This window comes from Streptomyces sp. NPDC048142 (assembly GCF_043202835.1).
Classification (GTDB): domain Bacteria; phylum Actinomycetota; class Actinomycetes; order Streptomycetales; family Streptomycetaceae; genus Streptomyces.
Genome location: NZ_JBIDBC010000017.1, coordinates 85,028 through 99,353 on the forward strand (window position 1 = coordinate 85,028; position 14,326 = coordinate 99,353).

The 14,326-nt window shown below is 71.7% G+C and carries 13 protein-coding genes; 7 read left to right on the forward strand and 6 right to left on the reverse strand.

Annotated elements, in window-relative coordinates; translation table 11 throughout:
* The first annotated feature begins 24 nt into the window (after window positions 1-24).
* The 6 genes from dacB to folE all read left to right on the forward strand — a co-directional run bounded on the left by dacB (window position 25) and on the right by folE (window position 7,909).
* The gene (dacB, locus tag ACGF2Y_RS21805) at window positions 25-1,473 is read left to right on the forward strand and encodes a D-alanyl-D-alanine carboxypeptidase/D-alanyl-D-alanine-endopeptidase (RefSeq protein ID WP_392949907.1); all 1,449 of its coding nucleotides are present in this window, start codon (window positions 25-27) and stop codon (window positions 1,471-1,473) included.
* 104 nt (window positions 1,474-1,577) lie between these two features.
* The gene (locus ACGF2Y_RS21810; RefSeq protein WP_392949910.1) at window positions 1,578-2,714 is read left to right on the forward strand and encodes a zinc-dependent metalloprotease; all 1,137 of its coding nucleotides are present in this window, start codon (window positions 1,578-1,580) and stop codon (window positions 2,712-2,714) included.
* 423 nt (window positions 2,715-3,137) lie between these two features.
* Window positions 3,138-4,262: a tRNA lysidine(34) synthetase TilS gene (tilS, locus tag ACGF2Y_RS21815; RefSeq protein ID WP_392949913.1), complete on the forward strand. Its 1,125-nt coding sequence runs from the start codon at window positions 3,138-3,140 to the stop codon at window positions 4,260-4,262.
* A 97-nt stretch (window positions 4,263-4,359) separates the two neighbouring features.
* Window positions 4,360-4,899, forward strand: a complete 540-nt coding sequence (gene hpt / locus ACGF2Y_RS21820; RefSeq protein ID WP_030593143.1) for a hypoxanthine phosphoribosyltransferase — start codon at window positions 4,360-4,362, stop codon at window positions 4,897-4,899.
* A 182-nt stretch (window positions 4,900-5,081) separates the two neighbouring features.
* Entirely contained in the window at window positions 5,082-7,139 is a 2,058-nt protein-coding gene (ftsH, locus tag ACGF2Y_RS21825) for an ATP-dependent zinc metalloprotease FtsH (RefSeq protein WP_392949915.1), read from the forward strand.
* A gap of 164 nt (window positions 7,140-7,303) precedes the next feature.
* Window positions 7,304-7,909 (forward strand): GTP cyclohydrolase I FolE, encoded by a 606-nt coding sequence (folE, locus tag ACGF2Y_RS21830; RefSeq protein ID WP_392949918.1) that lies wholly within the window; start codon window positions 7,304-7,306, stop codon window positions 7,907-7,909.
* Between the two features lie 37 nt (window positions 7,910-7,946).
* Here folE and ACGF2Y_RS21835 read toward each other — a convergent pair whose 3' ends face one another.
* The 6 genes from ACGF2Y_RS21835 to ACGF2Y_RS21860 form a co-directional block, all read right to left on the reverse strand.
* Entirely contained in the window at window positions 7,947-8,435 is a 489-nt protein-coding gene (locus tag ACGF2Y_RS21835; RefSeq protein ID WP_392949920.1) for a DUF3180 domain-containing protein, read from the reverse strand.
* 237 nt (window positions 8,436-8,672) lie between these two features.
* A complete protein-coding gene (gene folK / locus ACGF2Y_RS21840) occupies window positions 8,673-9,284 on the reverse strand; it encodes a 2-amino-4-hydroxy-6-hydroxymethyldihydropteridine diphosphokinase (RefSeq protein WP_392949923.1) in 612 nt (203 codons plus the stop codon).
* The gene (gene folB / locus ACGF2Y_RS21845) at window positions 9,281-9,640 is read right to left on the reverse strand and encodes a dihydroneopterin aldolase (RefSeq protein WP_392949926.1); all 360 of its coding nucleotides are present in this window, start codon (window positions 9,638-9,640) and stop codon (window positions 9,281-9,283) included. Before folB ends, folK begins: the two co-directional genes overlap by 4 nt.
* A gap of 190 nt (window positions 9,641-9,830) precedes the next feature.
* Window positions 9,831-10,304 carry a nuclear transport factor 2 family protein gene (locus ACGF2Y_RS21850; protein ID WP_392949928.1) on the reverse strand — a complete coding sequence of 158 codons (474 nt, stop codon included), beginning with the start codon at window positions 10,302-10,304 and terminating at the stop codon, window positions 9,831-9,833.
* Window positions 10,301-11,098: a dihydropteroate synthase gene (folP, locus tag ACGF2Y_RS21855; RefSeq protein ID WP_392950037.1), complete on the reverse strand. Its 798-nt coding sequence runs from the start codon at window positions 11,096-11,098 to the stop codon at window positions 10,301-10,303. Before folP ends, ACGF2Y_RS21850 begins: the two co-directional genes overlap by 4 nt.
* Window positions 11,099-11,202: 104 nt before the next feature.
* On the reverse strand, window positions 11,203-13,041 hold the full coding sequence (locus ACGF2Y_RS21860) for a phosphatidylglycerol lysyltransferase domain-containing protein (RefSeq protein WP_392949931.1): 1,839 nt from the start codon (window positions 13,039-13,041) through the stop codon (window positions 11,203-11,205).
* Window positions 13,042-13,202: 161 nt separating this feature from the next.
* On the opposite strand from ACGF2Y_RS21860, the gene ACGF2Y_RS21865 reads away from it, so the two are divergent.
* Window positions 13,203-14,324 (forward strand): alpha/beta hydrolase, encoded by a 1,122-nt coding sequence (locus ACGF2Y_RS21865; RefSeq protein WP_392949933.1) that lies wholly within the window; start codon window positions 13,203-13,205, stop codon window positions 14,322-14,324.
* The last annotated feature ends 2 nt before the right edge of the window (window positions 14,325-14,326 follow it).

Genomic DNA, 14,326 nt, shown 5'->3' on the forward strand with positions numbered 1-14,326 from the left:
GCCGAGCCGGTGGAAAGACCGTCGATGCGCCCGTCGGACCCGTGGGGCAGGCTGAAGGTCCTGAAGAAAAGACACAACGGGTCGTACGCCTGGCAGGTCATCGCAGGCTCCGCCACGCTCGGCCTGGTCGTCGCCGCCGGCGCCGTCCTCGCCGCCGGCCCCTGGGACAACGGTCAGCGTAAGGCCGAGCGGGCACTGGCAGTCACCGCGGACCGTACAGGTGGCGCACATCACGGCCGCCCGACGCCCGACGGCCCCCGCCCGGCCCCCAGCGCCCCGCCCGTCCTGCCCGCCCTCGGCACCACCACCCACGACTCCCCCCAGGGCCCCGCCGCACTCCGCGACACGCTCGCCCCGCTCATCGGCGTGCCCGCACTGGGCACCGAGGTCGCCGCGTCCGTCATCGACACCGCCACCGGCGAGCAGCTGTACGGTCACGGCGCCGGCACCCCCCTCACCCCGGCCTCCACCATCAAGATCGCCACGACCACCGCCGCGCTCTCCGTGCTGGGCCCCGGCCACCGCATCGCCACCACCGCCGCGCTGTCCCCCGACTCCCGCACCCTCACCCTCGTCGGCGGCGGCGACCCCACGCTCAGCGAGGCGGCCCTGCGCTCGATGGCCGCCGACGCCGCCGAGGCCCTGCGCGAGGACGGCGAGGACTCCGTACGGCTGGCCTACGACACCTCCCGCTACACCGGCCCCGTGCTCCACCCGATCAGCCCCAACGTGAACATCGCCCCCGTCACCGCCCTGATGGTCGACGAGGGCCGCCTCGACGACACGGACCGCGGCCCCGCCGAGCGGACCGAGGACCCCGCGGGCGACGCCGCCCGCGCCTTCGCCGCACAGCTGACGAAGGCCGGCGTCAAGGTCACCGGCGAGCCCCGCGAGGCCCGCCCGGCCGACGACGCCCGTACCGTCGCCACCCACCGCTCCGCCCCGCTCTCCGCCCTCGTCGAGCGCACCCTCACCAACAGCGACAACGACCTCGCCGAGGCCCTCGCCCGGCAGACCGCCATCGCCAAGGGCGAGAGCGCCGACTTCGCCGGAGCCCGCCGCGCCGTCACCAACGAACTGAAGAAGCTGGGGGTCCCGGTGGCCGGCGCCCGCCTCGCCGACGGCAGCGGCCTGGACCGCCGGGACCGGGTCACCCCCGCCCTCCTCACCGCTCTGCTCGCCCGCGCCGCCGACCCCGGCCGCCCCGGACTGCGCCCGGTCCTCACCGGCCTCCCGGTCGCCGGCTTCAGCGGCACCCTCGGCAGCCGCTACGGGCAGGACTCCGAAGGCACCGGACTGATCCGCGGCAAGACCGGCACCCTCAGCGGCGTCAACTCCCTCGCCGGGACCGTCGTCGACCCGCGGGGCCGGCTGCTCGCCTTCGCCTTCCTCGCCTCCGGCACCGTCTCCGCATCCGACGCCGAAGCCGCCCTCGATGACCTGGCCACCGCACTCGCCCGCCCGGCGGACTGAGCGGCCCCCGGCGCCCCGAAGAGCGGCGCGAGGGGGTGTCCTGCCGGTCGTACGGGGCTCCCAAGACCCCACCACCGGACGACGGGCTCACGTACGGTTGACGCATGACGAGCATCGGTGGTGCCGAGATGGTCGACTGGAATCTCGCGGTGGCGACCGCGACCCGGCTCGTGCGGCCAGGGCCCGAGATCAGCCGCGAGGAGGCCCGCGCCGTCGTCGCGGAGCTCCGGCGGCACGCCAAGGCCTCGGAGGAACACGTCCGGCTCTTCACCCGGATGATCCCCGAGGGGACCGAACCCGAGGACACCCCCGTCCTCGTCGTCGACCGGGCCGGCTGGATCAAGGCCAACGTCGCCGGCTTCCGCGAACTGCTGCGCCCGCTGCTCGCCAAGATGGAGAGCCGCCGCTCCGGCGGACCCGGCGGCGCCGTCCTCGGAGCGGTCGGCGGCAAGGTCACCGGCGTCGAGCTGGGCATGCTGCTCTCGTTCCTCGCCTCCCGGGTGCTCGGCCAGTACGAGACGTTCGCCCCGGCCACCAGGGACCTGCCCGCCTCCGCGAACGGCGGCGGACGGCTCCTCCTCGTCGCCCCCAACATCGTCCACGTCGAACGTGAGCTGGACGTCGACCCGCACGACTTCCGGCTCTGGGTCGCCCTCCACGAGGAGACCCACCGCACCCAGTTCACCGGTGTGCCCTGGCTCCGTGACCACCTCCAGGGTGAGATCCAGACGTTCCTCGACGAGACCGACGTCGACCCGATGACCTTCCTGGAGCGGCTCCGTGAGGCCGCCCAGTCCCTCTCCGGCGCCGGACGCCCCGAGGGCGAACAGGGCGAGGACGGCGGCCGCAGCCTCGTCGACATCGTCCAGACCCCCGCCCAGCGCGAGGTGCTCGGCCGCCTCACCGCCGTCATGTCCCTCCTGGAGGGACACGCGGACTTCGTGATGGACGGCGTGGGCCCCGAGGTCGTCGGCTCCGTCGCCGAGATCCGGGAGAAGTTCCAGCGGCGCCGCGCCCAGGGCGCCGGCCGCCTCGACCAGGCCCTGCGCAAGCTCCTCGGCCTGGACGCCAAGCTCCGGCAGTACAAGGACGGCGAGAAGTTCGTACGATCGGTCGTCGAAGAGGTCGGCATGGACGGCTTCAACCGCGTCTGGACCTCACCGAACACCCTCCCGACCAAGGCAGAGATCGCCAAGCCCGCCGACTGGATCGCGCGGGTGCACCGTAAGGCCGAATCCTGACCATCAGGCCGCCCGGGGCTGCTCGCTTGGATCATGCCGGGCTCGCCGGCCCCGGTGCGCGCTCCCCCAAGCTCTCGGCTTCGCTCGAGCAGGGAGGGGCCCCCTCCGGCGTTGTCGTCAATCACCAACTTCCCCAAGCTCTCGGCTTCGCTCGAGCAGGGGAGGCCCCATCCGCGTTGCCTCAATCCTCCGCCTTGCAGCTGCACGCACCGGAACCCGCTCCCTGATCCGGCCTGATCCAAGCGAGCAGCCCTGGCCGATATTGGCCCTCCAATCACCCATCCGAGGGACCATAGGGGCATGGGAAGGCGTGCAATGCTCGATGAACAGCTTGCCTCTGTCACCATCGACGCACTCTGAGTGACGGGACTCACGCGTTCCGGCGCTCGACGCTCCTCCCGAACTCCACGAAGGGCACCGGACATGGGTCCCCATCCTGCGGTCGCGGCGATACGCCTGGCGGTCCGCCGCGTACTCCACGACGTACTCACCGAATTCCACCGTTACGCCGACCACGACCGGCCCGCCGAAGCGGCGAGGCGCCCCGCGCACGCCGCCCGCTCCCGTTACGCCGAGGCCGGCGCCGCGGGCAGGCAGGCTCTCCCCGAACGACCCGCACTCCCCGAACAGCCCGACACCCCGCTCGTGCTCGTCGCCTGTTCCGGCGGCGCCGACTCCATGGCGCTCGCCTCCGCGCTCGCGTTCGAGGCCCGCAAGCTCGCCGTCCGGGCCGGCGGCATCACCGTCGACCACAACCTCCAGGCGGGATCCGGTCTCCGCGCCGCCGAGGTCGTCACCCGGCTCACCGCCATGGACCTCGACCCCGTCGAGGCCGTCGCCGTGCACGTCGGACGCGAGGGCGGCCCCGAAGCCGCCGCCCGCGACGCCCGCTACGCCGCGCTGGACGCCGCCGCCGAACGCCACGGCGCCGCCGCCGTCCTGCTCGGCCACACCCGCGACGACCAGGCCGAGACCGTCCTCCTCGGCCTCGCCCGCGGCTCCGGCATCCGCTCGCTCTCCGGCATGGCCGCCGCCTCCGGGCCGGCCGGCCGCTACCGCCGCCCCTTCCTCCAGCTCGACCGGCAGACCGCCCGCAAGGCCTGCCTGGTCCAGTCCCTGCCCGTCTGGGACGACCCGCACAACATCGACCCCGCCTACACCCGCTCCCGGCTCCGCCACGAAGGCCTGCCCGCCCTGGAGAAGGCGCTCGGCAAAGGCGTCGTCGAAGCCCTGGCCCGGACCGCTCAGCTCTCCCGCGACGACGCCGACGCCCTGGACACCTGGGCCGCCGAGGCCGAGCTGTCCGTACGCGACGACACCGGCCGTCTGGAGTGCGCCAAGCTCTACGTCCTGCCGCCCGCGGTACGCCGCCGGGTGCTGCGCCGCGCACTGATCGACGCCGGGGCACCCGCCGGCTCCCTCTTCGCCCGGCACCTCGAAGAAGTCGACCGCCTGATCACCGGCTGGCGCGGCCAGCGGGCCATCAACCTGCCCGGCCGCGTCGAGGCGATGCGGCAGGGTGGCAGACTGGTCATTCGGCAGAGCTGACGCGCAAGCGGCTGAAGTGCAGGCGAACAGCCGGCCCGGCCCGGGGCGCGCCCCGGGCCGGCAGGCAGAGAAAGAGACGTGGGTGAACGAGAAGGACATGGGTACCGACCTTCAGTCGGTGCTCCTCACCAAGGAAGAGATCGACGCGAAGCTCGTGGAGCTGGCCGCGAAGATCGACGCGGAGTACGCGGGCAAGGATCTGCTCCTCGTCGGCGTTCTCAAGGGCGCGGTGATGGTCATGGCGGACCTGGCACGCGCGCTGTCCACCCCCGTCACGATGGACTGGATGGCCGTCTCCTCGTACGGGGCGGGCACGCAGTCCTCCGGCGTCGTCCGGATCCTCAAGGACCTCGACACCGACATCAAGGGCAAGCACGTCCTGATCGTCGAGGACATCATCGACTCCGGGCTGACGCTGTCCTGGCTGCTGTCCAACCTGGGCTCCCGGGAGCCGGCCTCGCTGGAGGTCTGCACCCTGCTGCGCAAGCCGGATGCCGCAAAGGTCGCGATCGATGTGAAGTGGATCGGTTTCGACATCCCCAACGAGTTCGTCGTCGGCTACGGGCTGGACTACGCGGAGAAGTACCGCAACCTGCCCTTCGTCGGCACGCTCGCCCCGCACGTCTACGGCGGCTGACCCCGGCCGACCTGCTGGGGAACCCTCACCGCCCGCGGGCCGTTGGAGCTTCGAAAGCAGGTTTCCCCGCCGTACCCCGCAGTCGCGGGTGACGATGCTGGGGTACCGTCCGAAGAACAGTCTTTTCAAACAGCAGCATTTACCTACGGGCAGGAGGGACGGGGCGTCTTCGCTCCGTATGGATGGACGTGAAGCGATACTTCCGTGGGCCGGTCATGTGGATCGTGCTGGCCGTCCTCGCCGTGGTCGTGTTGATGCAGGTCGTCGGCTCGTCGGGCGGCCACAAGACGGTGGACACCAGCAAGGTGATCCAGGCGATCAGCAAGAACCAGGTGGACGAGGCCAAGCTCACCACCGGTGACGAACAAATCCTCAAGATCCAACTGAAGGACGGCCAGAAGCTCGAAGGCGAGTCCGGCAGCAAGTTCCAGGCGAGCTACATCGGCAACCAGGGTGTCGAGCTCGCCAACACGCTGCAGCAGAAGTTCGAGGCGGGTGAAATCGACAAGGGTTACACCGTCTCGCCGTCGAAGCAGTCCCCGTTCATCTCGATCCTCCTCTCGCTGCTGCCCTTCGTCCTCATCGTGGTCGTCTTCCTGTTTCTGATGAACCAGATGCAGGGCGGCGGCTCCAAGGTCATGCAGTTCGGCAAGTCCAAGGCCAAGCTGATCACCAAGGACACCCCCAAGACGACCTTCGCCGATGTGGCGGGGTCCGACGAGGCGGTCGAGGAGCTCCACGAGATCAAGGAGTTCCTCCAGGAGCCGGCGAAGTTCCAGGCCGTCGGCGCCAAGATCCCCAAGGGCGTACTGCTCTACGGGCCGCCCGGTACGGGCAAGACGCTGCTCGCACGCGCCGTCGCCGGCGAAGCGGGCGTGCCGTTCTACTCGATCTCCGGTTCCGACTTCGTCGAGATGTTCGTCGGCGTCGGCGCCTCCCGGGTGCGCGACCTCTTCGAGCAGGCCAAGGCGAACGCCCCGGCGATCGTCTTCGTCGACGAGATCGACGCCGTCGGCCGCCACCGCGGCGCCGGTATGGGCGGCGGTCACGACGAGCGCGAGCAGACGCTCAACCAGCTGCTCGTCGAGATGGACGGGTTCGACGTGAAGGGCGGCGTCATCCTGATCGCCGCCACGAACCGCCCGGACATCCTCGACCCGGCGCTGCTGCGCCCGGGACGCTTCGACCGGCAGATCGCGGTCGACCGCCCGGACATGCAGGGCCGCCTGGAGATCCTCAAGGTGCACCAGAAGGGCAAGCCCGTGGCGGAGGGCGTCGACCTCGGCGCCGTCGCCCGGCGCACGCCCGGCTTCACCGGCGCCGACCTGTCGAACGTGCTCAATGAGGCAGCGCTCCTGACGGCGCGCAGCAACAAGAAGCTCATCGACAACGAGAGCCTCGACGAGGCCATCGACCGTGTCGTGGCGGGCCCGCAGAAGCGGACCCGGATCATGTCCGAGAAGGAAAAGAAGATCACCGCGTACCACGAGGGCGGACACGCCCTGGTCGCGGCGGCCTCCCCCCAGTCGGACCCGGTCCACAAGATCACGATCCTCTCCCGCGGCCGCGCCCTCGGTTACACGATGGTGCTCCCGGAGGAGGACAAGTACTCCACGACCCGCAACGAGATGCTCGACCAGCTGGCGTACATGCTGGGCGGGCGTGCGGCCGAGGAGCTGGTCTTCCACGACCCGACCACCGGCGCGGCGAACGACATCGAGAAGGCCACGGCAACGGCCCGCGCGATGGTCACGCAGTACGGCATGACGGAGCGGCTCGGCGCGATCAAGTTCGGCGGCGACAACTCGGAGCCCTTCCTGGGCCGCGAGATGGGCCACCAGCGCGACTACTCGGAAGAGGTCGCGGCACTGGTCGACGAGGAGGTCAAGAAGCTCATCGAGACCGCCCACAACGACGCGTGGGAGATCCTCGTCGAGAACCGCGACATCCTCGACGCCCTGGTGCTCGAACTCCTGGAGAAGGAGACGCTGGGCAAGGACGAGATCGCGGAGATCTTCGCCCCGCTCGTCCGGCGTCCCGCCCGCCCGGCATGGACCGGATCCGCCCGGCGCACCCCGTCGACGCGGCCCCCGGTGCTCTCTCCGAAGGAGCTGGCCCTCACCAACGGCGCCTCGATCGCCAATGGTTCGGCCACCCCGCCGGAGATCGCCCCGACGGACCTGACGAAGGACATCGCCCCGTCCACCGAGGCGATCCCCGAGGAGCGTCCCGAGAGCTAGTGGCGGACCGAATCCGGTGAGACCCCCGTCACGGGGGCCGACCCGGTCCCGGAATGGAAGCCGCGCCCCCCAGGTTTTAGCCTGTGGGGGCGCGGCTTTTCGGTATGCCTGCGATGTCTGAGCGCGAACCCGCGCACGGGACAGCACAGAGGAACGAGGCACAGATGACCGACCCGGTGACGCTGGACGGCCAGGGTTCGATCGGCGAATTCGACGAGAAGCGGGCCGAGGCGGCTGTACGCGAACTGCTGATCGCCGTCGGGGAGGACCCGGACCGCGAGGGCCTGCGGGAGACGCCGGGGCGGGTGGCACGGGCGTACAAGGAGATATTCGCGGGCCTGTACCAGGAGCCCGAGGACGTCCTGACGACCACGTTCGATCTGGGTCACGACGAGATGGTGCTGGTCAAGGACATTGAGGTGTTCAGTACATGTGAGCATCATCTGGTGCCGTTCAGGGGCGTCGCGCACGTCGGCTACATCCCGGCCGCCACCGGCAAGATCACGGGCCTGTCCAAGCTGGCCCGGCTGGTCGACGTCTTCGCCCGCAGGCCGCAGGTCCAGGAGCGGCTGACGACCCAGATCGCCGAGTCCCTCATGTCGATCCTGGAGCCGCGGGGAGTCGTCGTCGTCGTCGAGTGCGAGCACATGTGCATGTCGATGCGCGGGATCCGCAAGCCGGGGGCGAAGACCCTGACCTCCGCGGTGCGCGGCCAGCTCCGCGACCCCGCGACCCGCGCCGAGGCGATGAGCCTCATCATGGCGCGCTGACGCCCCCGAGACGCGTGACACGGGTGCGGCGACCGCCCTAAGCGGCTGCCGCGCCCGTGCCGTCGTGGTCGTTTCCGTCCTCAGGGAGGCGGCAGACGCGCTCCAGGAAGAGGGCGGCCGCGATGACCGCGATGCCGGCCACCACCGCCGCGCCCGCGTAGATGGCCTGGTCGCGGCGGGGCGGGATGTCGAGGTAGCCGAGGAGGAAGACGCCGGTGCCGCCGTACATTCCGGCGACCAGGGCGGCGACCAGGGCGCTCGCCTGGCCGAAGACGACCGCGCGGGCCGCGAACAGGGGCTCCACGCCCTTGGCGCCGGGGCGGCGCTCGCGCTGGGCCTGGAGGCGGGCGCGGGTGGTGAGGGCGGTCGCGAGGACGATCGCCGCGATCGCGGCGAGCACGATCGACGCGGCCAGCGGGACGCTCGGCAGGGTGCCGAGGGCGTCCCAGAGGCGGGCGCCGCCCCAGGAGAGGACACCGGCGGCGGCGAAGAGGCCCGCCAGTACCCCGAGCCGTAGTTGCTTCACCGAGTGAGCCGCCCTTCGCGCCGCCTGTGCCCGGTCCGGCCGTGTGCCGGACCACCGTCCGTCGAGCCTAACGATTACGACCTCACCCGCGATAGCGAGCGGGCTCCCGGCGCCCTGCGACTCCGCCTCCGGCGTTGTCGTCAGTCAACGACGCTCCGCGTCGCTTCCCTCCTCCGCCTTGGATTCGAAGCCGCATGACGCCGCTCGCTGATCCACTCTCTATGGCGGGTGAGGTCGTTACTCCGGCAGGCGCAGTTCCAGGTCGGCGCGGGGCAGGACGCTGTCGCGGCCGACCTCGGCGAGCAGCTGGGCCACCGGCCCGGCGCCGGGAAGCTGGGCCTCGGGGTCCACGTCGTGCCAGGGGGCGAGGACGAAGGCCCGCTCGTGGGCGCGCGGGTGCGGGAGCGTGAGCACCGGGTCGTCGGAGACGACGTCGGCGTACGCCACGATGTCGACGTCGATGGTGCGCGGGCCCCAGCGCTCCTCGCGGACCCGGTCGAAGGCCTCCTCGACGGCCTGGCCGCGCTCCAGCAGGGAGGCGGGGGGCAGCGTCGTCTTCACGAGGATGACGGCGTTGAAGTACGAGGGCTGGGAGTTCGCCTCGACGCCCCAGGGCTCCGTCTCGTACACCGGGGAGACGGCCTTGACCCGCAGGCCTGGGGTGTCCTCCAGGGCGTCGACGGCCCCCTGGAGGGTCTCCAGCCGGTTGCCCAGGTTGGAGCCGAGGGAGATCACGGCCATCTTGGGGTTGGAGAGCGTGACGTCCGCGGCGTCCACCTGCTGGACGACGGCGGTCGGGACCGGCTGTACGGTCGGGTCGCTCTGCCCTTCGGTGGAAAATGCAGTCATGCTCGGCTCCGGGTGATGGTGATGGTCACGTCGTCGAAGGGGACGGTGATCGGCGCTTCCGGCTTGTGCACCACCACCTCGACCTCCTGGACGCCTTCGTGCTTCAGGCACTGCTGGGCGATGCGCTCGGCGAGCGTCTCGATCAGATCGACCGGCTCGCCGGTCACCACCTCGACGACCTCCTCGGCCACCACGCCGTAGTGCACGGTGCGGGCCAGGTCGTCGGTGGCCGCCGCGGGGCGGGTGTCGAGGCCGAGCACCAGATCGACGATGAAGGTCTGGCCCTCTTCCCGCTCCCGGGGGAAGACACCGTGGTGCCCGCGGGCCTTGAGGCCGCGCAGCGCGACACGATCCACGCGAATCACTCCTGCTGTCGTTTGGTCGAGAGGCGCCCGGCCGCGTGCGGGCGGCGCGGTGCCTTTTCCGAATCTACCTGCGGGCACCGACAGCGCCCGCCCGTGGGGCCCCGGACCGCGTCTCACCGGGCTGGTTACCGCCCCTGCCGGTGGTCATCGGTGTTCGTATCCCTACCGGTCCCCTACCCACTCAGGAGGGTGTTTCCCCGTCGTCGTCCTCGTCGGATTCCGTCAGGACGGGTGACCCGTGGTGGGACCAGAGCTTCCAGCCGTCGGCGGTGCGCCGGAACACGTTCGTGGCGACGACCAGCTGGCCCACGAGCGGGCCCAGCGCGTTCCCGTCCTCGGCGGGGCCGCCGCTGAGGATGTTCTCGGTGCAGGTGACCAGGGCGGTGTCGCCGGTCATCGAGACGTTGACGTCGGTCAGGAAGAACTGGATGTACTCGGTGTTCGCCATGATCAGGGCGAAACTGCGCAGCACCTCGCCCCGGCCCGTGAGCACCGGCCAGCCGGGGTGGACGCAGGAGACGGTGAGGTCCTCGCCCGGCAGCCAGCAGTCGGAGAGCTCCTGGTAGTCGCCGCGCTCCAGCGCCTCGTAGAAGGCGGTGTTGGCCGCTTCGACCTCCGCGATGTCGGCGGCTGCCTGTGCGTGTTCCTCGTTCACGCGGCTCCCTCGACCGCGCGGGCGACGCGGACCGCGTCGGCGGTGGCCCGTACCTCGTGGACCCTGACCGCCCAGGCGCCGGCCGCCGAGGACAGCGCGGAGACGGCCGCGGTCGCCGCGTCGCGTTCGCGGGCGGGCGGCGGGGCCGAGCCCGGACCGGCCAGGACGTGCCCGAGGAAACGCTTGCGGGAGGCGGCCACCAGCAGCGGGCGGCCCAGCGTGTGCAGCTCGGCCAGGTGCGCGACGAGCGACAGGTCGTGGGCGGCGTCCTTCGCGAAGCCGAGGCCCGGGTCGATCACGATCCGCTCCGGGGCGACCCCGCCCGCGATCACCGCGTCCATCCGCTGCCGCAGCTCGCCGAGGACCTCGGCGACCACGTCTCCGTACACCGCGCGGCTGTTCATCGACTCGCTGAAGCCGCGCCAGTGCATCACGACGAACGGGACCTCCGCGGCGGCGACGGCCGGGATCATGTCCGGATCCGCGAGTCCGCCGCTGACGTCGTTGACCAGGACGGCCCCGGCGGCGACGGCCTGCTCGGCGACGCGGGCGCGCATGGTGTCCACGGAGACGGTGACGCCCTCGGCGGCCAGCCCCCGCACGACCGGGACGACCCGGCGCAGCTCCTCGGCCTCGTCCACCCGGCTGGCGCCCGGACGGGTCGACTCACCGCCCACGTCCACCAGGTCCGCGCCCTCGGCCACCAGGTGCAGACCGTGCTTGACCGCGGCGGTGGTGTCGAACCAGCGGCCGCCGTCGGAGAAGGAGTCGGGCGTCACGTTGACGACGCCCATGACCGCGCAGCGGTCCCACTCCGGCAGCCCTCGGACCGTGCCCCGCGTGCGTGACGTACTCATACGACCAGACTAGGACCTGCCGTGGGCCCGGGGCGCCGCGCTCACGCCGCGCTCACCTTGTGCTCCGGAGGCGTACGCGGCGTACGCGGCGGGTGGCCGCACGGGCGCGGGCCCCGCGAGCGGAACGGGCGGGGCAGCGAGAGATTCACGAAGCCCTCCGCCCGCATCGCCGCGATCCCGATGCGGGGCAGGTCGCGGCTGGTGCGGAAGACCACGAAGCGGGGCTCCCAGCGGGGCTTGAACTTGGCGTTGAACTTGTACAGCGACTCGATCTGGAACCAGCGCGAGAGGAAGATCAGCAGACCCCGCCAGCAACGCAGCACCGGCCCCGCGCCGAGCCGCTCGCCGCGGGCCAGCGCGGAGCGGAACATCGCGAAGTTCAGCGAGACCCGGGCGACGCCGAGCTTCCCGGCGGCCTGGAGGGCGGCGACGATCAGCAGCTCGTTCATGCCGGGGTCGGCCGAGCGGTCGCGCCGCATCAGCTCCAGGGACATTCCGTCACGCCCCCAGGGGACGAAGTGGAGGACCGCCTTCAGGTCGCCGTGCGGGGAGTCCTGCGCACCGGAGCCGGGCAGGTGGGCGGTGGCGATCACGCAGTCGCCGTCGGCCGGGTCGCCGATCCGGCCCAGCGCCATGGAGAAGCCGCGTTCGGTGTCGGTGCCGCGCCAGTCGGCGGCGGCCCGGCGGATCCGGTCCAGCTCGGTGTCGCCGATGTCACGTGCCCGCCGGACCCGGGTCTCGTAGCCGCCCCGTTCGATGCGCTTGACCATCTGGCGCACGTTCCGCATGGCCCGTCCGGCAAGGGAGAAATCCGCTACGTCCACCACCGCCTCGTCGCCCAGTTCCAGGGCGGTGAGGCCGGTCTCGCGGGTCCAGACCTGGCCGCCGGTCTCGCTGCACCCCATCACGGCGGGGGTCCAGGAGTGCGCCTGCGCCTCGTCCATGAAGCGCTCGATCGCGCCCGGCCAGGCCTCCACGTCCCCGATCGGGTCCCCGCCCGCCAGCATCACCCCGGAGACGACCCGGTAGCAGACGGCGGCCTTGCCGCTGGGGGAGAAGACGACGCCCTTGTCGCGGCGGAGCGCGAAGTGGCCGAGCGAGTCCCGGCCGCCGTGCCGCTCCAGCAGGGTCCGCAGCCGGCTCTCGTCGTCCTCGGTGAGGCGGGCGGCCGGGTGCTCGGGGCGGAAGGCGAGATAGATGGTGGTGACGGCGGTCAGCAGACCGAGCGCGCCCAGCGAGTAGGCCACGGTCCAGCTGGTCCGCCCGGCGTAGTCGACGGGCCCCTCGACGCCGAACAGGCCGTACAGCACGTGCTGGAGGCGGTCGGCGATGGACGGGGTGCCGACGACCCGGCCGGGGTGGACGCTGACGATGATCAGCCCGAGCCCCAGCGAACCGGCTCCGAGCAGCACGAAATTGGCGAGCGCGCGCCAGCGGCTGCGCGGGTCGGGGAGCGCCCGGAACTGGTCCCGGTGGCGCAGCAGCAGCCAGCAGAGCGTCAGCGAGACGAGCACCCCGACGATCGAGTGGCGGTACGCGAACTGCGCCACGGCCCCCGCGGGCAGCAGGGCCACCGCCGCCCGCCAGGCCCGCCGCTTGCGCCGCTTCAGCCCGTGCGCGAGCAGCAGCAGGAGCATGCCCGCGCTCAGGGAGAGCGCGGCGGCGAACGGGCCGAGCGCCCCGGGGAGCACCTCGGCGACGGTGTGCATCCGGCTGTGCCGGAAGCGGGGGAAGACCCCGGCGGCGATGTCGATCAGCCCGACGACGGTGCAGGCGCTGCCGACGAGCGCCGGTACGGATTCGGGGCGCGGCCCGTGGAACAACCGGCGGACGCGCCGCGCAACCGACGCCGACTTATCCCCATCTAGCGTGACAGACATTGCTTCCCGTGGCTTCGCGAGAGATTCGTTGAGTCCGCCGGCCGGAGCCCCACGGACGATGTGCGCTCTCTAGGACGTGGGTTGTGGAGCGCAGGTTCACCCGCATTCCGGAAATTTCCCGCAACCGGACCTCGTAACGGAATCGCAGAGAAAGCTCACTCATGGGTCTCACCAGCACACCAGTTCTCGTCGTCGTGGCGGTGCTGGCCGTCGCGCTGTTCGCCGCCACGGTCCGGTTCTGGCCGCACCTGGCCCGGCCCGGCGCCGCCGCCGTGTCGGGCCGGATCGGGCTCCTGCTGGCCACCCAGCTGACGCTGTTCGCCGCGGTGGGCCTGGCGGCCAACAACGCCTTCCTCTTCTACGGTTCCTGGGCCGACCTCTTCGGCCGGCAGCAGGAACTCGGTGTGGTCACCGACCATGCGCGGAGCGGGTCCGGCTCGCGGCACATGGCGCGGATCGGCACCCAGCACCCGGACGTGCCGGGCGGCCGGGTGCCGTCGGTCGGCGGGCGGATCGACAAGGTGGTCGTCCTGGGGCGGACCTCGGGCATCGAGGCACCGGCGTACGTCTATCTGCCGCCGGAGTACTTCCGGGCGGCGTACGCCGGGCGGAGGTTCCCGGCGGCCGTGGTCCTCACCGGCTACCCGGGCACGGCGGAGAACCTGCTGAAGGGGCTGCGCTACCCGCAGACCGCGCACGAGCGCGTGAAGGCGGGCAAGGCGCAGCCGATGATCCTGGTGATGCTGCGGCCGACGGTCGCGCCGCCCCGGGACACGGAGTGCGTGGACATCCCGAAGGGCCCGCAGACCGAGACGTTCTTCGCGAAGGACCTGCCGGAGGCGATCGCGGGATCCTACCGGGTCGGCGAGAAGGCCCGCAACTGGGGCATCATCGGCAATTCGACCGGCGGCTACTGCGCGCTGAAGATCGGGATGCGCCACCCGGACCGGTACGCGGCGAGCGCCGGGCTCTCCGCGTACTACAAGGCCGCCGAGGACCCGACGACGGGCGACCTGTTCCACGGGAGCGAGGAACTGCGCAACCGCGCCGACCTGATGTGGACCCTGGAGAACGAGCCGCCGTCCGGCGGCTCGTTCCTGGTGACGACGTCCCGGGAGGGCGAGGGCAACCTCGGGAGCACGGTGAAGTTCATCGGGAAGGTGAAGGCGCCCGCGCGGGTGTCGTCCATCGTGCTCGACAGCGGCGGGCACAACTTCACCACCTGGCGGCGGGAGATCCCGCCGGCTCTGGAGTGGCTGAGCGCCCGCCTCAGCGAGAACTGAGC